This window comes from Reyranella sp. (assembly GCF_050185545.1).
In the GTDB taxonomy this organism is placed as follows: domain Bacteria; phylum Pseudomonadota; class Alphaproteobacteria; order Reyranellales; family Reyranellaceae; genus Reyranella.
On sequence record NZ_JBFWZI010000035.1, the window covers coordinates 19,433 to 43,176 of the forward strand.

21 protein-coding genes and 1 pseudogene are annotated in these 23,744 nt (G+C 68.2%); 4 read left to right on the plus strand and 18 right to left on the minus strand.

Features of this window, described 5'->3' with window-relative positions; genetic code table 11:
- Window positions 1–66: 66 nt before the first annotated feature.
- From AB7O82_RS12540 to AB7O82_RS12605, 14 genes and pseudogenes are all read right to left on the minus strand, one after another.
- On the minus strand, window positions 67–1,311 hold the full coding sequence (locus AB7O82_RS12540; RefSeq protein WP_428619492.1) for a TIGR02679 family protein: 1,245 nt from the start codon (window positions 1,309–1,311) through the stop codon (window positions 67–69).
- A complete protein-coding gene (locus AB7O82_RS12545) occupies window positions 1,308–5,480 on the minus strand; it encodes a TIGR02680 family protein (RefSeq protein WP_428536816.1) in 4,173 nt (1,390 codons plus the stop codon). The genes AB7O82_RS12540 and AB7O82_RS12545 overlap by 4 nt, the downstream gene beginning before the upstream one ends.
- Window positions 5,477–6,736 carry a TIGR02678 family protein gene (locus AB7O82_RS12550; RefSeq protein ID WP_428536813.1) on the minus strand — a complete coding sequence of 420 codons (1,260 nt, stop codon included), beginning with the start codon at window positions 6,734–6,736 and terminating at the stop codon, window positions 5,477–5,479. The genes AB7O82_RS12545 and AB7O82_RS12550 overlap by 4 nt, the downstream gene beginning before the upstream one ends.
- On the minus strand, window positions 6,733–8,265 hold the full coding sequence (locus AB7O82_RS12555; protein ID WP_428536810.1) for a TIGR02677 family protein: 1,533 nt from the start codon (window positions 8,263–8,265) through the stop codon (window positions 6,733–6,735). Before AB7O82_RS12555 ends, AB7O82_RS12550 begins: the two co-directional genes overlap by 4 nt.
- Window positions 8,266–8,372: 107 nt before the next feature.
- A pseudogene (locus AB7O82_RS12560) lies at window positions 8,373–8,617 on the minus strand (type II toxin-antitoxin system Phd/YefM family antitoxin).
- A gap of 125 nt (window positions 8,618–8,742) precedes the next feature.
- Complete coding sequence (locus AB7O82_RS12565) at window positions 8,743–9,171, minus strand: nuclear transport factor 2 family protein (RefSeq protein ID WP_428536807.1); 429 nt, start codon at window positions 9,169–9,171, stop codon at window positions 8,743–8,745.
- Between the two features lie 86 nt (window positions 9,172–9,257).
- Window positions 9,258–10,169 (minus strand): SDR family oxidoreductase, encoded by a 912-nt coding sequence (locus AB7O82_RS12570; protein WP_428536804.1) that lies wholly within the window; start codon window positions 10,167–10,169, stop codon window positions 9,258–9,260.
- A 7-nt stretch (window positions 10,170–10,176) separates the two neighbouring features.
- A complete protein-coding gene (locus AB7O82_RS12575; RefSeq protein WP_428536801.1) occupies window positions 10,177–10,980 on the minus strand; it encodes an SDR family oxidoreductase in 804 nt (267 codons plus the stop codon).
- Window positions 10,981–11,001: 21 nt separating this feature from the next.
- Window positions 11,002–11,406: a GlcG/HbpS family heme-binding protein gene (locus AB7O82_RS12580; RefSeq protein WP_428536798.1), complete on the minus strand. Its 405-nt coding sequence runs from the start codon at window positions 11,404–11,406 to the stop codon at window positions 11,002–11,004.
- A gap of 77 nt (window positions 11,407–11,483) precedes the next feature.
- Window positions 11,484–12,419, minus strand: coding sequence for a helix-turn-helix domain-containing protein (locus tag AB7O82_RS12585; protein ID WP_428536795.1), 936 nt, complete (start codon window positions 12,417–12,419; stop codon window positions 11,484–11,486).
- 195 nt (window positions 12,420–12,614) lie between these two features.
- Complete coding sequence (locus tag AB7O82_RS12590; protein ID WP_428536792.1) at window positions 12,615–13,403, minus strand: N-acyl homoserine lactonase family protein; 789 nt, start codon at window positions 13,401–13,403, stop codon at window positions 12,615–12,617.
- A gap of 155 nt (window positions 13,404–13,558) precedes the next feature.
- Entirely contained in the window at window positions 13,559–14,179 is a 621-nt protein-coding gene (locus tag AB7O82_RS12595) for a TetR/AcrR family transcriptional regulator (protein WP_428536789.1), read from the minus strand.
- A gap of 163 nt (window positions 14,180–14,342) precedes the next feature.
- Window positions 14,343–15,272, minus strand: coding sequence for an NAD(P)-dependent oxidoreductase (locus AB7O82_RS12600; RefSeq protein WP_428536786.1), 930 nt, complete (start codon window positions 15,270–15,272; stop codon window positions 14,343–14,345).
- Window positions 15,273–15,275: 3 nt separating this feature from the next.
- Window positions 15,276–15,686, minus strand: coding sequence for a carboxymuconolactone decarboxylase family protein (locus AB7O82_RS12605; RefSeq protein ID WP_428536783.1), 411 nt, complete (start codon window positions 15,684–15,686; stop codon window positions 15,276–15,278).
- A 308-nt stretch (window positions 15,687–15,994) separates the two neighbouring features.
- On the opposite strand from AB7O82_RS12605, the gene AB7O82_RS12610 reads away from it, so the two are divergent.
- Together AB7O82_RS12610 and AB7O82_RS12615 are read left to right on the plus strand one after the other, a co-directional pair.
- Window positions 15,995–16,507, plus strand: a complete 513-nt coding sequence (locus AB7O82_RS12610) for an AbrB/MazE/SpoVT family DNA-binding domain-containing protein (protein WP_428536780.1) — start codon at window positions 15,995–15,997, stop codon at window positions 16,505–16,507.
- 45 nt (window positions 16,508–16,552) lie between these two features.
- A complete protein-coding gene (locus tag AB7O82_RS12615; RefSeq protein ID WP_428619495.1) occupies window positions 16,553–17,047 on the plus strand; it encodes a DUF6036 family nucleotidyltransferase in 495 nt (164 codons plus the stop codon).
- A 72-nt stretch (window positions 17,048–17,119) separates the two neighbouring features.
- Here the strand turns inward: AB7O82_RS12615 and msrA are convergent, their stop codons facing one another.
- The 3 genes from msrA to AB7O82_RS12630 all read right to left on the minus strand — a co-directional run bounded on the left by msrA (window position 17,120) and on the right by AB7O82_RS12630 (window position 18,836).
- Window positions 17,120–17,638, minus strand: a complete 519-nt coding sequence (msrA, locus tag AB7O82_RS12620; protein WP_428536774.1) for a peptide-methionine (S)-S-oxide reductase MsrA — start codon at window positions 17,636–17,638, stop codon at window positions 17,120–17,122.
- Window positions 17,635–18,084, minus strand: coding sequence for a peptide-methionine (R)-S-oxide reductase MsrB (gene msrB / locus AB7O82_RS12625; RefSeq protein WP_428536771.1), 450 nt, complete (start codon window positions 18,082–18,084; stop codon window positions 17,635–17,637). The genes msrA and msrB overlap by 4 nt, the downstream gene beginning before the upstream one ends.
- A 68-nt stretch (window positions 18,085–18,152) precedes the next feature.
- The gene (locus AB7O82_RS12630) at window positions 18,153–18,836 is read right to left on the minus strand and encodes a YkgJ family cysteine cluster protein (protein ID WP_428536768.1); all 684 of its coding nucleotides are present in this window, start codon (window positions 18,834–18,836) and stop codon (window positions 18,153–18,155) included.
- Between the two features lie 66 nt (window positions 18,837–18,902).
- Between AB7O82_RS12630 and alaS the strand changes: the two genes are divergently transcribed.
- Entirely contained in the window at window positions 18,903–21,560 is a 2,658-nt protein-coding gene (alaS, locus tag AB7O82_RS12635) for an alanine--tRNA ligase (RefSeq protein WP_428536765.1), read from the plus strand.
- The gene (locus tag AB7O82_RS12640) at window positions 21,557–21,904 is read left to right on the plus strand and encodes a hypothetical protein (RefSeq protein ID WP_428536762.1); all 348 of its coding nucleotides are present in this window, start codon (window positions 21,557–21,559) and stop codon (window positions 21,902–21,904) included. The genes alaS and AB7O82_RS12640 overlap by 4 nt, the downstream gene beginning before the upstream one ends.
- A 369-nt stretch (window positions 21,905–22,273) precedes the next feature.
- Here AB7O82_RS12640 and AB7O82_RS12645 read toward each other — a convergent pair whose 3' ends face one another.
- Window positions 22,274–23,635, minus strand: coding sequence for a hypothetical protein (locus AB7O82_RS12645; protein ID WP_428536759.1), 1,362 nt, complete (start codon window positions 23,633–23,635; stop codon window positions 22,274–22,276).
- Window positions 23,636–23,744 lie beyond the last annotated feature (109 nt).

A 23,744-nucleotide genomic window follows, 5' to 3' on the forward strand; every position in this document is an offset into this window, starting at 1 on the left:
GAGCGGCCGGGCAACTACGGCTTGAGGTAAGGACGCGATCGAACCGGTGACGTCGACCTCGAGGCGCTACTGCTCGTCGAGATCGTCGAGCAGAGAATCGGTCACAGATTCTTCGGCAATCGATATCTGGTGTCGTTCCATCGCGGTCGTCAACGACTCGTCCCACGCCGCAGCGACCGGCGTGCCGTGGAGCGATCCCTGATGGGCCTGGGGCGTCCCGATGGCCGCCAGATAGTCCGCGGCGCCGAGCCGCCACGGCAGCGCGCCATGGTCGCGCAGGACGGTGTTGGCGATGGTTATGCCGGGCCAGTCGAAGTCGCCGTGGTAGAAGAGGCGAGCGCCGGCGCGCGCGAGCTGCGTCAGGAGGGTTCGCTGCGCAGCTCCCGGCATGCCATCGGTGCAGACCAGGGGGCGGCACCTAGCGCCGAGGCGATCTGCAGCAATGGCGACCAGGTTGGGATTCTCGCAGACGTGGACGTCGCGACCTCCGACCATCCAGCGCCGAGAGGTACGCACCAGGGCGCGCAGGGAGATGAACGACGGCTCGCCGCGTGTCCGGCCGTCCCCATCCTCTGTCGCAAGGTTTAGGAACAGGGCGGGCCGCGCCAGCTCGTTGACCAGGACGCCGGCCGCCGCCCAGATGTCGCGCGCCCGCTCTGCTGCCGCTCCCTCTCCGGTCGTCGCTGCATCGGCCTCGTCCATCGGCGCGACGGCACGGCGCTGCACGGCGAGGACGAGAGTCGCCACGGGCTGGCCGTCGTCGAGGGCGTGGGCATCGCCAAGCGTTTCCGCCGCCAGCTGAGATCGCGCCTGCCCCTTGGCCGGCAAGCGCCGCAGCACCGCTTCGGCCTGCTGGCACAATCGTCCGGCTGCCGCCGGATCCTGCCGCGCCAGGCGCTTCAGCAGGCCGACGCATGCTGGCGTCAGCAGCTCGGCCAATCCAGGATGACGGCACTCCGCGATCACCTCGGCCCATTGTGCCTGGTGGCGCACGCGTAATGCAGCGAGGTTGGCGATCGGCCCGTCGAGCCGCTCCAGCGCATCGCGCAACGAATCGGCGACGCCGGCACGCTGCAGCGATGCATCGATCATTCGGACGTCGATCCCCAGGGAGCTGGAGAACCGCTGCGGGCGGCCGATCAGCGAGGCCAGGGCCGCGTGCTCCTGAGCGTCGAGCCCGGCGATCCGGACGTGCTCGACGGGCTCGCCGGGCATCGCGCGCTCGAAGCGGCGTCGCAGGCGCCGGCGCAGCGACGCGAGCTGGTCGCCGCCGAGCAGGCGCTCCAGGCGCAAGTCGGCAGGCTTGCTCATCCCGGTGCATACCGGCGGTCAGGATCGGCGTCGAGCGTCTTCGCTTTGCCGTCCCAGCTCCAGCGCGAGACGAAGACGGCGTCGATGCCTTCGCGCCGCTGCAGCTGGCAGATCGCCACGCCCGGCAGCTCGGCGTAGCAGCCCCATTCACGCTCGCTGGTGATGACGAAATCGAGATCGAACTCACGGATCAGCGCCATGCAGTGGGCGCGCGCGGCATCGTCGATGCCGGCGAAAGCCTCGTCCAGCAGCATCAGGCGCGGCGCCAGGGCATGGGCGCCCTGGCTGTAGAAGCTCGCCACCGCGGCGAACAGCGGCACCGTGAGCCCGAGCGCGCGCTCGCCGCTGGAGGCAGGGCCCGACAGCTTGCGCCAGCTGCCCTCCTGCCAGCGCTCGACGCGGAAGCGGTGCCAGCGCCGGTAGTCGAGCGCCGCGGCGAGCTGATCGAGCAGGCTGCCGCCCCTGCCGCCGATGGCCTCGGCACGCTCGCGCTCGGCGGCGATGCATTGCTGCAGCATGGCGCCGACCACGCTGCGATCCTCGGCCGACCACAGGTCGGCGCTGGTGTTGAGCAGGCGCCGTCGCGCCGCCTCGAGCCCGACGGGTGCGCCTTCGTCCTCGCCCAGCGTTTGCCACACCAGGCGGAAGCGCACCCCGGTGCTGGTCGGGCGCTTGTGCAGCTCCTTGTTGATCGCGTCGCGCTGGCGTTCCGCTCCCTGCAGCAGGCGCTGGATCTCGGAGGCGATCTCGGCCTGCAGGTGGTTCTCCAGGATGGCGCGTTCCTTGGCCGTGAGCAGCTCGCTGCGCTGCGCGATCTCCTCGCCCAGCAGCGCGGCCAGGCGGTCGGGGCGTTCGGGCCGGTTCTGATAGACGATGTGGACGACGAAGCCCCAGTCGCCATGGTCGGCGATCGTCTGGTGCGCGAGCGCGCTCAGGGCGCGCTGCAGCTCGGCAAAGCCTTCGTTCGCTTGGCGCTGCACGCGGGTCCAGCTGTCGTCGTCGTCCGCGAGCCCGGCGAGCGCCTGCTCGGCGCGCCGAGCCAGCGTGAGCGCGGGATCGATGGTCCACGGCGCGGCGAGGTCGGGCAGTTCCATCTGCGGCAGGGCCGCCGCGAACAGCCCAGTGGCCACGAACTGCTGCCAGCGGGACACCACGAGGGATCGCTGTTCGGCGCGCTGCTGCAGCAGCGCCTCGGCGGTGTCCGCCTTCTCCCTGGCGACGGCATGAGCTGCACCGGCCGCATGAAGGGCCGCGTTGGCGCGTTTCAAGGCGCCGTCGCAGGCATTCATTTCGAGTCGCGCTTCGGCCAGGCGCCGTTGCAGCGCCGCGACCTCCGCGCCCACCGCCTGGCGTAACTCTTCGAAGCGGGCGGATGCCTCCTCCGCTTCGCTGCGGGCGATGCCGAGGCGCTCCTCGCTGAGGTGAAGATCCTCGCGCGCCTCGGCCTCGCGGTCTCTTCGCCGTTGCAGCTCGGGCACGGCGAGGCGCAGCTCGTGGCTTCCCTGGACAAGCTGCACCAGCGTATCGCGATAGTGGTCGAGCGCGACCTCCACGGGACGCAATCCAGCGAGCTGCTCGGGAAGCCGCAGGTCGGCCGCGTCTCTCGCCAACCGCTCGCGCGCGGCGCGCGCTGCCGCTTCGGCCTCGCGGCACCGATTGTCCGCCTCGACAAATCTTTCCTGAGCGCGTTGCAGCTCCCTGGCGTTGTTCGCAGCGACGATGTGGGCATGCTTGAGATCGTCATCGGTCGGGGCGCGGCGCCATTCTGCCTCGGCGCGGCGCCGGTCACCGGCGAGCTGCTCGAGCAACCCATCCACCTCGGCCAGCTGACGCTCGAGCAGTCCCAGGCTGTCGGCGATCTCGGCCAGTCGGCGTGCCCGCGCCGCCGCTCGGGCCGCATGACCGATGTAGGCGGCGACGGGCTTCGCCCAGGCGCCGGCCAAGGTGCCGAGGCGGAAGCGGCCATCGGGCGAGACCCAGGCCTCGGCATCGGATGGCTCGTCGGGCGAGCAGGCGATGCTCGACAGCACGCGTTCGACAACAGCGGCCGCGACCGGGCTGTCGCTCGGCACGGACACTGCCAGCCAATCCGTGAGGGGATTGGGCTGCGGGCGACGCACCACCAGCTGCGTGTCGTCGAGGACCGCTTTTCCGTCGAAAGTCTGGAGGCGACCGTCGGCAGTGACCCAGGCATCGAGCAGGCCGGAGACCTCGAGCGCCGCCTCGAGGCTGGCGCGCTCGGGCTCCGTCACCGACTCGCGAAAGTCGACGAGGTGCCAGAGCGGAGCGCCGGCGCGGGCGCTGCGCGTATCCGGGCTGCGGGTGTAGGGCGGGGGCGGGCTCGCATCGGCGCCCGCTTCGAGACGGGCGCGCTCGTCCTCGAGTGCCGAGACCTCGCTCCCCAAAGTCTGGCGCCGGCTCGCGAGCAAGGCGTTGCGCTCGGCCAACCGCTCGGTGGCGCACTGCTGGGCGGTCTGCAGCGCGCGTCGCGCCGGACTATCGCCCACCAAGCCGACCACCCATTCAGCCAGCGCGTCGAGGACGGCCGCCGCTTCGTCCGGGTCGACGGTCAGGATTTCGAGCCCTTCCAGATGGCGTTGCCAATGCTCGACCAAGACGCGTCCGGCGCGGTCCACCTCGGCATCGGCTTTGCCGCGGCGCGCCTCGGCCGTATCGGCATCGAGCTGCCGCTCGTCGCGCAGCTGGCGGCTTTGCGCGTGCAGGGCTTCCGCCTTCTCGGCTTCGGCATGACGGTCCCGGAGCACGCTGATCTGCTCGCGCCGGCCGGCGACCACAGTGCGCAGCTCGCGGTCGGCGGCCTCGAAGCTCCGCGAATCGAGACCGACCAGGGCAGCGCTATCGAGGCCGGCAAGGGGACTCGCGGCATGGGCGACGGCAATTCCGGCAGGGTCGGCATGCCCTGCAGCCTCGAGGCGCAGCCGGGACCACGTCTGCTCAGCGCGTTCGACCCGCTGCGCGGCACGGCCGGCATCGTCGACGCTGGCAGATAAGCGCCGCTCGGCTTCGCGTGTCGCCGCGTCCGCGGTGCTTGATGATTCTCGCCGCGCCTTCGCCTCCTTCTCCGCCTGGTCGAGACGGACGGCGTCCTGCATGGTCGGGTGAAGTTGCAGGGCTTCGTGGCGCGCTCGCGCGCCGGCGAGGCCGATCTCGGCCTGGTCGCGGGTCGATCGGGCGCGTTCTTCCTCGCGCGCCGCCGCTTCGAGATGGGTCTGCGCTTCACCCCGCGCCCGGCTGGCGTTGTCGAAGTCCGTCTGCGCCTGGCGGAGGACCCGAGCCTGGCGGCGGCTTTGCGTCCCCGCATAGGCGCGATAGCGCTGCTCGAACCGGTCGACAGCATGCGCCAAAGCCTGGAACTCCTCGAGCTGGCGGCGATCCTCCTCCAGCTGGCCGAGCGCCTGGGCGACGTCGGCGAGCAGCTCCGGGGCGAGGGGCGGCAAGGCCTCGGTCAGCGCATTCGAGAGAGCCGTCTCATCCGGCTTGCGCGACAGCTGCGGCTGGCGAAGCTGGATCAGCGTATCTATCAGTGCGTCGTACCGCCTGGTGCCGAGGTGCAGCAGCCGCTCGTCGACGGCGCGACGGTAGTCCTTCGCCGAGTCGAAGACCTGGCCGCGGCCCTCGAGAAGGTCGCGCAGCCGCTCTTTGGTCAGCACCACGCGCTGCGGGCTGGTCAGCCAGATGTCGCTGTTGATGCGCGCCGGACGGTCGCTGTCCTCGATGATGAAGAACCAGCTGTCCACCTGCGGCCGGCTGGCCGTCGCCGAAAGACCGGCGCCGAGGGAGAGGTAGTGCGCGGTGCCGTCCGCGGCGCGGCGGCCGAACTCGATCCAGGCATAGCCCATGCGCCTGGGATAGCTGTTCATCAGCAGGTTCCAGGCCATCCGCTTACCGCTGTCGCCGTCCGGCTCGATGCGCGACGGCTTGAGCTGGGCGTCGAGCAGGAAGGGCAGTGTGAGCGACAGCACCTTCGACTTGCCCGTCCCGTTGTTGCCACGCAGCAGCAGATGGCCGTCGCGAAACCAGAACTCCTCGCTGTCGTAGTGAAACAGCTCGACCAGGCCCAGGCGAAGCGGCTGCCAGCGCTCCCGCGATGGCGTCGGCAGGGTGGGTTTCGGCGACGCCCACTCGAGCAGAGCTGCGCCGTCGTTCATGCGAGCCCCATGCGGGAGTCGCGGATCTCCGCCTCGCCGAGCGCAAATCGGGACAGTGCCGGCCGCGGCCGGACGAAAGCGGAAAGGCGCTCGACGAGCTGCAGCTTCTCGAGGCGGTCGAGGGCCAGGAAGGCGAGCTCGCGCTCGCCGCCGGGCTCGCGGGCCGACTTGCGCCAATAGCGGCCGAAGCGCTGCTTGGCGTCGCCGAGGAACGCCACGACGTCCTGCTCGTGGACTTCGAGAGAGGAGTCGGTTGCCGTCGTGCCATTCTTCCGACGCTGCCGTTGGCGCGTTGCCAGGAATTCGGCGACCAGCAGGGTGGCATGAGCCTCGGTTCCCTCGGCCGGCATCGCGACATCGGTGAGCGAGCCCGCCTCGTCGGCCAGGGCCAAGCCTTCCGCCCGCTGCTCGGCGACGAGGCCGCTGGCATCGCACAGGCGGGACGCCATGGCGCCGCGCTGGTTGACGAAATAGCCTCGCGAGTCCGGCTCCAGCTGGTCGAGATAGATTACCGGATCGTCGAGCAGCCGCCGGGCGAGCGCATGGCGCAGCGCCGTGCGGCGGCCTTCGTCGCTGTCCGCCACGTGCTCATCGACAAGGGAACGCAGTCGCTGATCGAGCGATCGGGGCGCCTGCTCCGGCGCCCAGGTCGACGGGCCGCGCACCGCCGCCAGGAGACCGGCGAGCAGCCGGCGCTGTACGTCGTAGAGCGCATCCGCCTGGTCGCCGGCCTGGACAAAGGCTTCTTCGTCGCCGGCAACGCGTTGCAGCACACCGAGACTCAGCAGCGTGCGGCAAACGGCGACCAGCTCGCGCCGGGCATGCTGCGTCTCGAGGGTGAAGGTGTATCCGAGCGCCGCCAGCGCCGGGTCTGCGGCCAGCTCCGGTATCCTCTCGCCCAGCAGGCGCAAGGTGATCTGCGGATCGGCGCGTTCGAGCACCGCCGAGGCGAGGCAAAGCAGCACGTAGCGCCGGCGATCGTAGCCGGCCAGCCCGCGCGTCGCGTCGTCGAGGTTGGCAGGCCTCTTGTAGAGCCGTGCGCCGTCGCGTTCGACCTGCAGGGCCCAACCGGTCTCCCGGGAGAACCAGTCGCGCAAGGCTTCCGCCTGGCGTCGGACGGCGCCGAACTCCTCGTGCGCCGGCTTCATCAACGGGGTCATCAGCAAGGCCCGCACGGCGCCGCGGAACTCCTCGCGCTGGAAGCGCCGCTGCTGCTCGCCGATGGCGCGGCTGTCGGTGCTGCGATCGGGCGTCACCGCGCGTCCCCGGTCGGCGTGATGGTGATGACGTGATCGCGTCCGGCGAATATGCCGTCCGGTGTCGCGATCTCCGCGCGCGAATCGGCCGCGAGCGGTGCCAGCCGAATATGCAGCGTTCCGTCGCCCGTTAGCCGGTCCACCGGCGCATCCGGCCCGGCCTGCTCGGTCAGCGCTTCGCCGAGCAGCCCCAGGAAGAGGCCGAAGGCATGCTTGTCGAGTGCGTCGAGCTGGGACAGCTTCGCCGGTTGGCCGGTGGCGAGTCGCCGGCGGGCCGCTTCGACCTGGTGCGCCTCCTCGATGAGATGTCGTGCCAGGCGGGCGCGATCGGCGCTGCGGTCTTTTACGCGCGGCAACGGTCCGCGTGCCGCCGCTTCACCATACTCACGTAGTCGCGGATGGATGCTCAGCGGCGGGGCGTCGGCCCACGACGTGCTGGCCGGCAGGTCGGTATCGGCGTCGGCCTCGAGCAGGAAATGGCGGGCCGGGTTGAGCGCGAAGGCGGCGCGCGCGAGGCGATGTGCCTCGCCGTCGTCGCTGCAGGCGGCGAACCAGGCGGCAAGCACGCGGAAATCCGCCGAGCGGTCGCTGCGGCCGCTGCGCCGTTCGTTGAGTGCGGCAATCGCGGCCAGGAGCTGCGGGATGGCCGACCGGGCGCGCGCCCGCAGCAGCTCGGCCTGGGGCGGCTCATGGCCGGTGCTGAGAAACCAGCCGCGCAGGCCCTTCCACCGCTCCTGCCAGGCTTGCCGGTAGCCCTGCCGGGCATCGGCCTGCTCGCGCGGATCGCCGGGTGCCGCATCGCGCGCTTCGCGCTCGGCGACCTGGGCCAGCATGGCGTCGATGTGCGGCTCTAGGTCGTTGATGCAGCGGGCGATGGCATTGGAGCGGCGGACGAGATCGCCGATGAAGCGCTCCAGGTAGTCGATCAGCCGCCGCTTGTAACTGGCCACCGCCGTCGCCTCGGCCTGCTGCAACTCGATGCTGCGCGCCACGCTCGCCATGAAGGCCTGGGCGTTCTCGGCCAGGCTCTCGAACACGCGCACCAGATCGCGCAGGATGGCGTGGGTCTTGGCGACGTCCGGTTCAGGCTCGGCGACAAGGGCCTGGAGCGCCTGCAGGCGGCTGGCGATGTCCTCGAGCGCGACCGTCTGCAGCTCCGCGCGGCGTCGAAGCGTCTGCACAAAGACGGCCAGCGCCGACTCCACGGCCTCGCCGCCGTGTGACAGCCGGTAGAGAAAGCGGGCCCGGTAGAAGTCGCTAAGGGTGGAAACGCGGGCAGTGTCGGGGTGCGACTCGAGGTTGCCCCACGCCGTGAGCTGGGCCAGCGCCGCCGTCACGTCCTCGATGCGCGGCGGGGTGCCGCCTTGGGAGTTTCCCCAGTCGGCATCGGCCAGGACCTCGTCCGGCCGCAGCTGCAGGCGATACTGCCGCTTCGCCGCCGCGAACACATCCATGATGCAGCGATAGAGCGCGCCCTTTTCCGCGCTCAGATGCCGAAACAGCTCGGACGTCTCGTTGGTAATGTGCATGCAGTGCCTTGGGCGGCCTTCTGTGTTGTTTTCGCTTTGTTCTCGCCATCCGTCAAGCCGTCGCGTTCTGGAAGGCGATGCCGGGGATGGGGCTCATCGCGGCGCCATCAAGCACCTACACCGAAGCGGCGCTGGATCTCATCCTCGCCCATGCGATCGAAGGCGTCGGGCACCGCAATTTCTCCCGCCATGAAGCCGAGACGCTGCGACCCGACCCTGTCGTTGCCGTCGAGCGGCAGGACCTTCACGAGCGGCTTTCCAGCCTTCGCAATGATGAGCCTTCCCCTCTGGCTGCCCGTTCGATCAATCGCGACAGATGGGTCTTGGCTTCGTGAATATTGACTGGTCGCATCCTTGCCTTTGTAAACCAAGTTTATCGAACTTGGTTTATCTGGAACCGATTGAAAAGGTCTGTCCTGGCGGAATGCCGCACAAATGGCGGCGCGTTCTGACTACGCCAAGGGAAGCCGATCGTCCCTACGGCGTCGGGGTTACCCGCCGCCACAGGTCGTTGAAGGCGATGCTGTCGTAGAAGGCGTGCGCCTTGAGGATCTTGCCGTCGCGCAGCTCCAGGAACCAGGCGTAGGTGTTGACGTAGGGTTTTCCGTCCCGCGCCACGCCACTGGCGTCGAAGAAGATGATCACGCTGTCGCCATCGACGTTGAGCGAGCGGATGGTCGGCTTCAGGCCCTGGCTCATGCGGGCATTGAACGGATGGATCACCTCGTTCATGAACGCGGCCTTACTGGGATAGGCTTTCGAAGCGTCGGAGCGGCCGACGATGGTCCAGGTGGCGTCGTCGGCGAGCAGATCGAAGGGGCTGCCGGTGCCGGCGCGCCAGGCGGCGAAGCATGTCTCGACCAGCGTCTTGTTGCGGGCCTCGGTGGCGGTGAGAGATCGGGTCATCGGTCGGTCTCCGGTGGCTTGGGCATGAAGGGGCAGGGTGGGCGACAGCATTGCGGCGAGGAATAGGGCGAGCAGCTTGCATCGGGTCATCGGTGGGCCTCATTCGGATGCGGGGTCAGGAGGTCGGTGAAGCCTGCACGGTGAAGCATCTCGGCGCGCACGCGATCGCTGACGGCAAGGGCGATCGAGGCGCCGTCGTCGCTCGGGTCGACATGCACGCGGAAAGGGCGTTCGCCGAACGGCGCGTCGACCACGCCGGCAATGGCGCCGGCAACCTGCGCGGGATCGGCGTCATCGGGAACGATCCTGTCGAAGGCGCCGCGGATCTGGCGCGCGATGTCGGCATAGGGGCCGGCCTCGTAGACAGCGGCGCGCGCGGTGTCGGCCGGTTGCTGCGAGAGCGCGTACGGACTGGTGCCGCGAGTGAAGATGCCTGGGACGACAATCGAGGTCTCGATGCCCCAGCGCACGAGCTCGCGGGCATAGTGGACGGCGAGGGCATCCATGCCTGCCTTGGCCGCGAGGTAGGGCGCGAGATAAGGCAACGTACCGCCGGCCACGCCCGAGGCCGACACCCAGACGAGCAAGCCTTGGCGCTGCTGACGCATGAAGGGGAGAGCCGCTCGATTGACGCGCTGCGTCGACAGCACGTTGACGTCGAACAGCTCGGCGAGCTGGCCGGGCGTGAAGGCTTCGGCCGGGCCGAAGGCTCGCTGGCCGGCACTGTGGACAATCACGTCGAGCCTGCCGTGCGCCTCGATGATCCGGCTGACCGCGAGATCGACCGAGGCGTCCGAGGTGACGTCGAGTTCGAGGGCGCGCAGGTCGATGCCCTGTTCCTCGGCGTAGGCCAGCACCTCCTTGGCCTGTGCGGCATTGCGGCCGGCGAGGCCGCGCATCGAGGCGTAGACGGTGTTGCCGGAGTGGGCGAGGGCCTTCGCGCTCAGGCGTCCGAAGCCACGCGAGGCTCCGGTGACGAGGATGACCTGGCGCGGCATCGCCGGCTCAGATCCGGTTGTTCCAGGCGGCCAGCTGGTGCGCCTTCAGCATGTCCTCGGTCGCCTTGGGCACGACGTTGCGGAACTTGCCGGTGTCGGCCGGCACGATCTCGACCATGCGGTCGATCATCTCCTGCGCATCGAGATGGCCGTCGGGCGCGCTGAGGAAGGCGTCGAAGGCCTTGCGCAAGGCGGCGCGCTTGGTGAAGTGCCTGGAGTCGTCGAGCCAGCGGAAGGCCGTGTCGGCCATGGTCTCATTGTAGCCGGTGAAGTAGGCACCGGGATTGATGGTCTGGATCTTGATGCCGAACGGCGCCAGCTCCTGCTGCATCGCCTCGGCGATCGACTCCAGGGCGTGCTTGGTCGAGACGTAGACTCCCCAGTTGGCCGGCGTGAACAGGCCGCCCATCGACGAGGTGAAGACGACCTTGCCCTGCTTCTTCTGCTCGAGCCACTTGCGAACGAAGGCCTGGGTCAGGGCCAGCGGCAGGAAGACGTTGACCTCGTAGTTGCGGCGCACGAGATTAAGCGGGATCTCGAACACCGGGCCGCTCTCGCCGAGCGCGGCATTGTTCCACAGCACGTCGGCGTCCCAGCTCTGGGCGAAGGCCATGTCGTGCGGGTCGGTGAGATCGAGCTTCTCGACGCGCAGGTTGGGCAGGCCGAGCGCCTTGGCCTTCTGGCGCAGCGGCGTGACCTGCGGCGAGATCTGCGCCGTGGCGATGACGTTGTGGCCTTTCTGCGCGAGGCCGATGGCGGCGCCTTCGCCAAGGCCGGAACCGGCGCCGGTGATCAGGATGGTCTTGCTCATGGTTCTCCTCAAGGATGGAAGTCAGGGGATGAGGGCGGCGGCCGCGGCGCGGGCGACCTCGAGGTCCTGGCCGACAGAACCACCGGATACCCCGACGGCGCCGATCATCGCGCCCTCGCGGCCAATCAGCGGCAGGCCGCCGCCGAACGGCGCCAGGCCGCCGTTGCTGAGCTCGAGGCCGGGCGCCGGCGCGCCGGGCTTGCAGTAGTCCCAGATCGCCTCGCTGGGCGCGCGGAACAGCGCCGATGTCCGCGCCTTGCGCTGCGCGACGTCGATCGAGCCGAGAAGCGCGCGGTCCATGCGCAGAAACGCCTTGAGATGGGCGCCGGCATCGAGCACGACGATGTTCATGGGAACACCGAGAGCGACGGCTTTCGTCTCGCCAGCCTCGATCACGGCCTTGGCCTGGTCGGTAGTGATGGTCATGGGCCTCATCTAGTCCGCGAGGACTGGAGGCGCTGTCGCGATCTTGCTGCCGCTGTCGCGATCTTGCGACGGAACCGTTACAGGCCGCGACGGAACGCAGTGGGCGTGACGCCGGCCACCTTGCGGAAGCTCGCGGCAAAGGCGGAGGGTGTCTTGTAGCCGACGCTGAGCGCAATCTTGGTGACGCTGAGCCCGGGATCGGCGAGCAGCTGGCGTGCCCGCTCGATGCGCAGCCCGGTCAACCATTCGTGTGGCGTACGTCCTGTCGCCAGCCGAAAGGCGGTGCAGAAATGAAAGCGGCTGAGATTGACCTGGGCCGAGAGGTCGTCCAGCGCGATGTCATGGTCGAGCCGTTCGCGCATGTAGGTGGTGACGCGGCGCACCTGCCAGCGCAGCAGGCCGCGTCGTGCGGCTTCGCGGGGCGCCGTGGCGAGCGACGAATGGGCGCGCAGCAGGTGCATGCACAGGAGATCGAGGGCCTGCTCGACGAACAGACTCGCCGAGCGTTCGGGCCGGCCGGCATGGCGACAGAGTGCGCGCAGGATCTGCGCTCCCACCGGATCGGCCTCGCCGACCCGCGGCAGCAGCTCCACACGCCGTCCCGCGGGATCCCAGTGCTCGGCAAATCCTTGCAGGCGGTCGGCGCTCAGCATCACGTAGGACAGCGAGGCGTCGCTCTCGAGGTCCCAACGACCATCCCATTCCGCCGGCACGACCCCGATGGCGCCCGCACGGGCTGTTCCGGCGAACGTCCGTCCCTCGCAGCGCCAGACCCGCGGCGATGGCCGTCCGTAGTAGGTGGCGATGGCATGCGCCGGCAACCCCGGCATGGGCTCGTGCATCTCCGGATGGCGCCAGCGGCCCGTGACCAGCGTATCGCGCTTGGGAATCTCGGCAATCGACGGCACCGGTGCCGCGATCACGCCGGCGCACATGTCGAGCGCCGCGCGCTGCATCGACCGCCCAGCTACGTGGGAATCGAGATTTGTCCTGGTGAGCACATGCTCGCTCATCGGCACCTTCTCTACTCCGTACTGGCCGAACCCTGGATGACCATCAAGTACAGGCTTGTTTCCGATTGACCGGCAGCCCAGGTCTTGACGCTGGGGCTCCGTTCGGATTGCCCAGCGCAGCGATGACCTTAGCATCGAGGAGCCAGGCTCTCACAGCTCGATATCTCAATGCCAAGGTGGCAGGCGCGGGAACCCCTACCGCGGCGCCACGTCGAGCCTGACCACGATGCCCTGTAGATCTTTGGTCGGTGCCGGATAGCGCTCCATCACCAGCGGATCGTGCCCGGGGATGATGTGCTGCGGCGACGCGGCGAGCGCGCGCAGCTTGTCGTAGCCTTCGACCATATCGCCGATATGAAAGGCGGTCGGGAAGACGCGGCCCTTCTCCATGTGCTCGTAGTAGTGGCTGCAGTCGGAGGCGAGCACGAGCCAGCCGCGCTCAGTTGCGACACGCACGCATTGCAGGCCGGCGGTATGGCCGCCGATGTGGTGCAGGCTGATGCCAGGCGCGAGCTCGGCCGATCCGAGATGGAAACTGACGCGGTTCTTGAACACCAGCTTCACCATGCCGACGACGTCGTCGACTTCGTAGCCATGATTGAAGCGTCCGTGCCGCATGTAGCGACCGGTGGCATAGCTCATCTCGGTGTCCTGAAGGTGGAACTGCGCCGCAGGAAAGTCGAAGAAAGTGCCGACATGATCGTAGTGCATGTGGGTGATGATCACGTCCTTGACCGTGGCCGCGTCGACGCCGAGCAGCGCCAGGCCCTCGCGCGGCGTGCGCAGGAAGGTGCGTTTGCGTTGCCTGGCGACGGCCTCGCTGAAGCCCGTGTCGACGACGAAGCAGCGCTCGGCGTTGCGCACCAGCCAGACGAAGTAGTCCATCGGCATCGGCCCGTCGTGCGGATCGCCGCCGATGAAGTTGGAGCTTCGCGTCGCCGGGCGAGTCGCGTACTTGATGGCGTAGACTTCATATGGGGTCATGGCTGTCCTTTTTTGCGATGAGGGAGCTTCAAGCTCTTGCGGACCGCGAGCGGGTTCGCTCGCCCATGAGGATGAGCGATCGAGACGCTCGCGGTGCGCAAGATGACGAAGCGTGCCTGCTCTTCGCGGGTGACATGGAGACGGCGAGAACCATTTCATCGCCTGGTCCGGCGCGGCGGCGCAAAGGCGCGGAACGCGGCATCCACGATCTGATCGATGAAAGCGTCGGTGATTGGATCGCCCGAGACGACCTTGCGGTAGTAGAGCGGCCCGTACATGGCATCGAGGAAGAGATCGGGGTCGGTGCCGGGTGCGAGCTCGCCGGCCTCTATCGCCTGTCGCGCGAGGCGCCGTGTCTGGGCGCGCCGCGGCTGCGCGATCTGCTCGGTGTAGGCACGGCCGAGCGACGGATCGATCTGCTTGGCGCCGATCAGGGCGAGGATCGCCTGGCCCTGCCGGCCGTTGAGCAGGCGCAGGGTTGCCGTGAGCTGGCGCCGGAAGCGGTCACGGAAGCGGCCGCCGCGCGGTCCATCGGCGATCGGCGCCATGCGGGCGGCGACGCAATCGAGAGCCAGCGCGGCCCGGTTTGGCCACCAGCGATAGAGTGTGGTCTTGGCGACGCCGGCGCGCGTCGCCACGGCTTCCATCGTGACCGCCGGCAGGCCGCCTTCGGACAGCAGCTCGGCTGTTGCCGCCAGGACCTTCTCGTGCGCCGCGGCGCTGCGCGGCCGGCCACGTCGTGTGGCGTCCCTGGACACCGCCGGCTCGGTTGGCATGGATGGTCGCTACTGGCCCCTCACGGAACGCGCCGATGCCGGCCTACCCGGCAGCAGCTCGCGCCGATGTCGGCCCGATTGGGGGTCGGTCATCTCGATTTGCTCCCTGCTCATTCACTTGAGGGCGTGCCACTTCAGTGGCATGCCCCCGGTGACCTGATCATCACTTGTCCTCGGCGAGCACGGCGTCGACCGCAGCCGGATCGACCTTGATCTTCACGCCGGCGCGCTCGACCTGGAGCTTCATGGGCGAGCGGCTGTCGAGATCGTCCCAGCCGCGGTTGCGGGCCTCGTTCATCTCCTCGAGCACGAGGTTGCAGAGCCGCATCGGCACGCCGAGCTCGCGCCCGAGCCCGACCGCCAGCGAGACGTCCTTGTGCGCGAGCTTGAGCGCAAAGTCGGGCGGCGAGTACTTGTCGATCAGGAACTGCAGCTGCAGGCGATCGAAGGTGCGGCGGCGGCCCATCGCGCCCTGGCGCACCGCCTTCCACAGCGCCAGCGGCTCCATGCCGGCCTTGACGCCCATGGTGAAGACTTCGGCCAGCGCGGTCTGGATGGCGTAGCCCGCCATGTTGTGGACCAGCTTGGCTACGGTCGAGCTGCCGATCGGGCCAATGTAGGCCGCCTGGTCGCCGATCGCGTCGAGCACCTTCTTGTGCTTGTCGTAGACCGCCTTGTCGCCGCCGACCCAGATCGCGAGCTTGCCGGTCTCGGCGCCCTTGGGGCCGCCCGACACGGGGGCGTCGAAACCAAACGCACCTTTCTCGGCGAGCGCGGCGTTGACGCGCCTCATCATCGCCTGGCTGTTGGTCGAGAGATCGAAATAGGCCTTGCCGGCGCTGATGCCCTCGAGCAGCCCGTCCTTGCCGAACACGACCTTCTCGACGTCCGGCGGGCCGGGCAGGCTGGTGAAGATCACGTCGCACTGCTCGGCCACCTCCTTGGGCGAGGCGGCCCAGTCGGCGCCGCGCTCGAGATGCGGCTTGGCCGAGTCGCGCCGAATGTCGTGCACGACGAGCTTGTACTGCGACTTCTGCAGGTTGGCGGCCATGAATGCCCCCATGGTGCCGAGCCCGATGAAACCGATCTTCATGGTCTACCCCCTGGCCTTGTCGAGTGCGGTGAATTCCTCCATCGCCGCGCGCACCGCGGCGACGGCGGTCGGCACGCCGGCATAGATGCCGACATGCAGGAAGATCTCCTTCAGCTCCTCGCGTGTCAGGCCGTTGTTCAGGCCCATGCGGATGTGCGACTTCAGCTCCTCGGTACGACCCAGTGCGGTCAGCACCGAGATGGTGATCATGCTGCGCTGGGCGCGCTCGAGGCCGGGCCGGGCCCACACTGCCGCGAAGCAATGCTCGAACAGGTATTGTCTGAGATCGCGCGTCATCTCGTGCTGGGCGGCCTGCTCCATCGCTGCCTCGGCCACCTTGGGCGTGCGCATCTCGAACCACACCTCCTTGCCCTTCCTGAAGCCCTCGTTCTCGTCGAAGCTGTATTTGGTCAAGGCACTGTCCTTTCTTGATGAAAGCTCGCTGGCAGGCGCGAGACGCGATGGGGCCGGGAGCAGATGCCGGGGCAGCGTACGTCGAGGCGGCGGGTGCGGGCCGCGCCTCCCGACTCTTTGCGTTCCTCCCGAGACCGCCGGTTCGAGCCAGCGCTTGGGAAGGACGTTAGCCATACGCTACGTAGCGTTTCAATTGAGTTTCGGGCAGTTCAGCTATGCTTTGGGAAGACCTGTCGCCCGCAATGGTCAAGGGGCAGGAGCGACGGCCCCGGTGGATCGCGCCAACAGGGTGCCTCGTGCGCCCGATCTTGTCGAACGGCACCCAGGCTGTGAAGACCCAGGCTGTGAAGTGGCCGACGTGGCGATCGGAGTTACATTCCATGAAAGTGACAATTCGGCGCGTCGGGAACTCGCTGGGACTCATAATCCCTAAGTCCGTCATCGACGCTTGGGGCGTGGACGAGGGTGACCAGCTCGAGGTGACGTCGCGAGGCATCCGGCCGCCCGGCCGGGCCGGCCTCTCGTCCGAGGCCTTGGACGATCTGAAGCGCTCGATCAGCCTCGCCGTCGTGCGCCGTTTCACACCGCGCGAGATCCGCGCCCAGATACCGGCCAACCTGCGGCGTTGGCGCGGGCAAGGCGCCTGGGTATCGGCCTATGACGAATGGCAGGCCATTGCAAAGCGCGGGGACGACGGGGAGCTCTTTGCGGCGATGCTGGGTCGGGACGACACGGCGACGAGGCTGCGCGAATCGATGCCGTTCGTGGGCCTGTTGCCGCAGGCGGAGGTGCGGCGACTTCATGAAGAAGCAGCAGGTTGACCATGTGTTGCGGGCCGCAGGTCAGATCACGGCGAAAGGCAGTTCGTGATCTTCGGGAACCAGTCTCTGCATGGAAAGCATCCCGACCTGGCCGACCAGATCGTCATGTCGGCGGAGGTCGATCTGGTTGCCCCGAAACGGCCTTCCGTGACGGATCTCCTGAACGTGATCGGCGTCGATTCGCCGTTTCATGCGAGCTTCGGCTACTACGCCGATCCAGTCGACGCCACCACCGCTGTGCTGCCTCGGGGATGGAAGAACCGGCTTGTGCATCTGCCGCCGGGCGACACGGGCGGCATCAAGGGTCTCTGCCTGGACCCACACGATCTGGCGATCGCCAAATACGTGGCGCGGCGGGAAAAGGACCGGATGTTCACGCGCGAGCTTGCCCGGCGTGGGCTTGTCGCGCAGTCGCGGCTGCTTGCCTCGCTGGAGCGGACGCCTGTTAGGGTTGAGACGCGCGATCGAATTCGCGCGGACATCATGGATGATTTCGGTGCGAGCGGCAGGATCGCTTCGAGCAGGGGCGACCAGAGGTAGCAACCTGTTGCCGGCCACCGGTTGTTGGTGAGGGCGGGGGCCTTGGCCATCTGCCGCCCTCACCAAATGCATCTACGCCTGCTGCATCGCCTTCGCCCGCCTGGGCAGCTTCCAGCCCGGCCGGATGAAATGGCAGGTGTAGCCGTTGGGATAGCGCTCCAGATAATCCTGGTGCTCGGGCTCGGCCTGCCAGAAATCGCCGGCCGGAGCGAGCTCGGTCACCACCTTGCCCGGCCACAGGCCCGACTCGTTCACGTCGGCGATGGTGTCCTCGGCGACCTGCTTCTGCTCGGGGCTGGTGTAGTAGATGCCCGAGCGGTAGCTGGTGCCCCAGTCGTTGCCCTGGCGGTTGAGCGTCGTCGGATCGTGGATCTGGAAAAAGAACTCGAGCAGCTGGCGGTAGCTCATCTTGCCCGAATCGAAGATGATCTCGATGCCTTCGGCATGGCTGCCGTGGTTGCGATAGGTAGCGTTCTTGACGTCGCCGCCGGTATAGCCGACGCGGGTCGAGATCACGCCGGGGAGCTTACGGATCAGGTCCTGCATGCCCCAGAAGCAGCCGCCGGCCAGCACTGCACGTTCGTTGCTCATCGTACGTCCTCCACCTGGTCGAGATAGGCGCCATAACCCTCTTTCTCCATGTCGTCGCGATGGACGAAGCGGAGCGAGGCCGAGTTGATGCAGTAACGCAGACCGCCGCGATCTATCGGCCCGTCCTCGAAGACATGGCCGAGATGGCTGTCGCCGTGCTTGGAGCGCACCTCGGTGCGGATCATGCCGTGCGTGGCGTCGTGCAGCTCCTTGACGTTGGCGGGCTCGATCGGCTTGGTGAAGGAGGGCCAGCCGCAGCCCGATTCGTACTTGTCGGCGGAGGCGAACAGCGGCTCGCCCGACACGACGTCGACGTAGATGCCGGGCTCCTTGTTGTGCAGGTATTCGCCCGTGCCTGGATACTCGGTGCCGCTCTGCTGGGTGACGCGGAACTGCTCGCGGGTGAGCTTTGCCAGCGCCTCGGGGGTTTTCCGGTAGGTCTCCATCTTTCCTCCTGCAGCCAGTCTGCCACCGCAGTGCATATAGGTGAAACCGGCTCTTGCGCCAGCCCTGCTTACTTGCGGCCGAGCTGGCGCAGGAAGCGCTGCATCCACTCCGGCCCGGTCCGGCGCGTCGTCCGGCGCGGTCGGGTGCGCCGCCAGGCCATCAGCAGGGCGAGCGGGAACCAGTCATCGGCCTCGTCCTGCAGGCCGCGCGCCGCCAGCGAGACCTTGGGAACGGGCAGGGGCGTCACGCCCTCCTGGGTGGGGCCAGCACACAGCTGGGGCGGCGACGAGACGAGATACTCGCGGCAGATCAGCGGCCGCTCCTGGTGGATCGAGCAGCTTTCGTCCTCGAGGAAGGGGCAGGGCAGGCGAAGGGCGAAATAGGCGACCGAGAGGTCGCGGTCGCTGCGGCCCTGCCGCTGGTCGAGGCCGGCGCCCTCGATTGCTGTCTCGGCGGCCGCGAAACGCGCCTGCAGCGCTTCGCGCCGTTCCCTGGGCAGCGCAGCGACCACGCACAGCAGGCGCTCGCCCTCGCTCGGCGACACCGGCACGAGCTGGCGGCAGCAGGCGCCGCAGCCCTTGCGGCAGGATACTGTCCTGCCTGCCTCGGCCGCTGCAACCACGGCATTCACCAACCCCTGCAGGGCCGGCACGATGTCTGCCGCCTCGACCGGGCCGCTCGGCACGGTGACCGGATGGACGATGCGCAAGTCGCCTACGGCGAGGCGTAAAGTGGCAGTGGAATGGGCCATATCGGCCATATTCTGTCGGGGTCCCCGTTCTGGACGAAACCGTCGCGGCCACGCTACAAGGCCGGCATGCAAAGCGTCAGCGATATCCGCCGTACCTTCCTAGAATACTTCCGCGCCAACGGCCACGAGGTCGTGGCCTCGAGCCCGCTCGTGCCGCGCAACGACCCGACGCTGATGTTCACCAACGCCGGCATGGTGCAGTTCAAGAACGTCTTCACAGGCCTCGAGCAGCGGCCCTACAGCCGCGCCGCGACCTCGCAGAAGTGTGTGCGCGCCGGCGGCAAGCACAACGATCTCGAGAATGTCGGCTACACCGCGCGCCATCACACCTTCTTCGAGATGCTGGGCAATTTCTCGTTCGGCGACTACTTCAAGGAGCGCGCGATCGAGCTTGCCTGGAACCTGCTGACCAGGGATTTCGGCCTGCCACGCGAGAAGCTGCTGGTCACGGTGTTCCACACCGACGACGAGGCGGCCGGCTACTGGAAGAAAATCTCCGGCCTGTCGGACAGCAAGATCATCCGTATCCCGACCTCGGACAATTTCTGGGCGATGGGGGACACTGGCCCCTGCGGTCCGTGCTCGGAGATTTTTTATGACCACGGCGAGGGCATTCCGGGCGGACCGCCGGGCAGCCCCGACCAGGACGGCGATCGCTTCATCGAGATCTGGAACCTGGTTTTCATGCAGTACGAGCAGGTGACCAGGGACGAGCGCGTCAACCTGCCCAAACCGTCGATCGATACCGGCATGGGGCTGGAGCGCATCGCCGCCGTCCTGCAGGGCAAGCACAACAACTACGACATCGACCTCTTCCGCGCACTCATCGAGGCGGTGGCGCATGAGACCGGCGTCGATCCCGACGGGGCGCAATCGGCCTCGCACAAGGTGATCGCCGACCATCTGCGCACGACGTCGTTCCTGATCGCCGACGGCGTGCTGCCGTCAAACGAGGGCCGCGGCTACGTGCTGCGCCGCATCATGCGGCGCGCCATGCGCCATGCCCATCTCCTGGGCGCGCGCGATCCTGTTGTCTACAAGCTGGTGCCGGTGCTGGCGAAGGAGATGGGCGATGCCTATCCCGAGCTGGTGCGGGCGCAGCCGCTGATCACCGAGACGCTGAAGCTCGAGGAGAGCCGCTTCCGCAAGACGCTGGCGACCGGCCTCAAGCTGCTCGACGACGAGACCCGCGATCTCGGCGCCGGCGGCGTGCTGAGGGGCGACGTCGCCTTCAAGCTCTACGACACATTCGGCTTCCCTCTCGACCTCACGCAGGACGTGCTGCGGGCGCGCGACATCAGTGTCGACACGACGGGCTTCGAGGCCGCGATGGACGAGCAGCGCGCCAAGGCGCGCGCCGCGTGGGCCGGCTCGGGTGAGACCGCCGACCAGGCGATCTGGTTCGATGTCCGCCAGAAGGTCGGCGCCACCGAGTTCCTGGGCTACGACACCGAGCGCGCCGAGGGCCAGATCAAGGCTATCGTGGTCGACGGCAAGGAGGTTGCCTCCCTGAAGGCCGGCCAGACCGGCTGGATCGTCGCCAACCAGACGCCGTTCTATGCCGAATCGGGCGGCCAGCAGGGCGATACCGGCCGCCTCGTCGGCGCCGGCGGCGAGGCGGCGGTGGGCGACGTGCAGAAGAAGGTGGGCGACCTGAATGCCCATCACGCTACGGTCGACAAGGGTGAGCTCAAGGTGGGCGACGACCTAGTCATGACCATCGATCCGATCCGGCGGGCCCAGCTGCGCGCCCATCATTCGGCGACTCACCTGCTGCACGAGGCGCTGCGCCGCCATCTCGGCGAGCACGTCACGCAGAAGGGTTCGCTGGTGGCGCCCGACCGGCTGCGTTTCGACATCAGCCACACCAAGGCGATCTCCCTCGAGGAGCTGCGCCGGGTTGAGGACGAGGTCAACGAGCGCATCCGCCGCAACTCGGCCGTCGAGACCCGCCTGATGACGCCGGAGGAGGCAATTGCGGCCGGCGCCATGGCGCTGTTCGGCGAGAAATACGGCGAGGAAGTGCGCGTGCTGTCGATGGGCGGCGAGGACGGCAAGAAGTACTCCGTCGAGCTGTGCGGCGGCACGCACGCGCTGCGTACCGGCGATATCGGCCTGTTCAAGATCATCGGCGAGGGCGCGGTGTCGGCGGGCGTGAGGCGCATCGAGGCACTGGCCGGCGCGGCGGCCGAGGAGCATGTGCGCGAGCAGGTGCGGCTGCTCGGCGAGGCGGCGTCGATCCTCAAGGTGCGGCCGGAGGACCTGCCGACGCGGCTGTCGGCGCTGGTCGAGGGCCAGCGTCGGGTCGAGCGCGAACTCGCCGAGGCACGTCGGGCGCTCGCCCTGGCGGGCGGCGGCTCGGGCGGCGCCCAGGCGGCCGACGAGGTGCGGGACATCGGTGGCGTCAAGCTGATCGGCCGCGTGCTGAACGGCGTGCCGGGCAAGGACCTCAAGGGCATGGCCGACGAGTTCAAGAAGAAGATCGGCTCGGGCGTGGTCGCCCTGATCGGGGTGGAGGACGGCAAGGCCTCCGCCGTGGTCGGCGTCACCGACGACCTGTCGAAGAACCTGAGCGCCGTCGAGCTGGTGAAGGCTGGCGTCGCGGCGCTGGGCGGCAAGGGCGGCGGCGGCCGGCCCGACATGGCGCAGGGCGGCGGGCCCGACGCTTCCAAGGCCAATCAGGCGCTGCAGGCGATCGAGGCGGCGCTGGCAGAGGTGAAATGAGCCGCGCCGTTCTCTTGGCGGCAGCGTTGGCCGGCGCGGCACTGGTCGGCGGATGCGCGTCCGAGGTCGTCCCCACGGAAAACAAGAGCGCCGAGCAGATGGCCAAGGACGAGGCGCAGTGCCGGGCCCAGGTCCGGTCGGTCGCGCAAAGCGAGCGCAACATCGAGGACCAGCGCCGCGCCGTGTTCGAAGGCGAGCGCGAGCGCTTCGGCCAGCAGGACCTCTACAACACCATGGCCAACCAGGGTTACAAACGGAACGTCGACCGCCTCACCGCCCGCTGCATGGAAGCCCGCGGCTGGGCGCCCCGCAACAAGACCCTCTGGCAGCGGTTGGGGCTGTAGCGTCTTCTCCTCCCCAGCTGCCCTACTACGGAGTGGACACATTTCCTTCTCCTCCCCCGCAATCGGGGGAGGTGGCCCGTAGGCCGGAGGGGGCCTCACGCAAGATCCATGAAGTTCCGACGTCGGAAATTCATTGAGCTCGTCTGCGGCCTTCCCCCTCCGCCCCGTAAGACGGGGCACCTCCTCCGACTACGGGGGAGGGATTGACATGTGTCCACTCCGTAGCAGCTTCCCTGGGGAGGTGTCCGCGTAATCGCGGACGGAAGGGTCATGGATCATGTTGGCGGGAGCGTGCCACTCCGATGGCGCTCATGGGATGTGTGATCAACGAGAAGAGCGCCATCGGAGTGGCGCGCTCCCGGCAATGAGTCATGACCCCTCCGTCGCCGTATGACGGCGCCACCTCCCCAGAAGGGCTGGGGAGGAAAAGAACCGCCCTACGAACTCCACGATCACCCCCGCCAGCACCAGCACGAAGGCGTTGACCGGCATGGCGTAGGTCTGGCTGGGCAGAGCGGCCATCGACTGGGCGAGAAAGAGCCCGATGAAGCCCACGGTGACGATCTCGATCACGAAGCCCTGCTCGAAACGCATCTTGCGCCACAGGCCGAGCGCCGTCGCCGCGCCGAGATGGATTAGCCCGATCAGCAGTACGACGCCGAATGGCGGTCCGGGAAACAGCGTCGGCGTGGTGGCGAGATAGATCGCCTTCTCGAGGTAGATGCGCATCACCTCGAGCGGATCGTCGAGCCAGCGCGACAGGTAGAGGCGCCACATCACGCGGAAGTATTCGGGCGAGCAGAAGACGATCTCGGGATCGACCTGCTGGGCGACCTCGCGGCCGTAATCGTCGTCGTAGCGGATGCCCCACTTGTTCTCGATGGTGCCCAGTCCGAGATAGAGCGTGTGCGAGAGCCCGTGCGTGGCGAGCCGCGTGGCCGGCTGCATGTCGAAGGCGGCATCGCGCGCCATCACCACCCACCTGGCGGCGGAGAAGGCGCCGAGCACCAGCACGCCCATGACGGCGAAGCCGGCGACCCTGCGTGCAGTGCGCGGGCGTCTGAGCGCGAGCGCACCGACGCTGAGAAGGCTCACCACGAAGCCCATCAAACCCATCGATTCACGGACCAGGGTGGCGAGCGCGAGAAACGCCACGCCGGCTGTGATCCAGGCGCCGCCGCTGCGCCGGGACAGCAGCCCCCAGTCGCGCGCGATCAGCGCGATCGGCAGCACCGCGCAGAGGCTCACCACGCCGATGAAGCTCCAGTGTGGCGACGTGCCCATCCAGCCGAGATACTCGGGCGGGCCCAGCACCAGCAGCACGATCGCGGTGGTATAGGCGCGCAGCGCGAACAGCAGGCCGGCCAGCCCGACCAGCCCGGCGGCGTCGATCAGCGTGTTGAGGCGGGCGACGTCCGGCAGCGTGGCGCGGCGGCCGATCGCCATCGACCACAGGTCGAGCAGGAAGGCATGTCCGGGATCGTCGGCGATGGCGTGCTCCGACAGCGGCACCAGCTTGCCGTCCTCGCACAAGGCCAGCCAGACGCCGCGCTGCAGGGCGCAGTCGGTCGTGTCGAGCCACAGATTGGTAGCCAGCCAATCGGACGGCATAATGTCCGCCAGGTACCCGTAGCGCTCGACCGCCGCGAACATGGCAACGAACGGTCCCCACACGAACAGGGCGATGCAGGCGATGAACGCCAGCCAGCGCAGAGGTGTACCGAGCGTCATTGAGTTGCGAAGGTTGAGCGGGAATGGGCGGTCGCAGGAGCGAGGCTCACGGCCGGGAGTGCGCCACGCCGAGTTCGTGAAGGCACCGAGCGGACGCGCATCTCTCCCG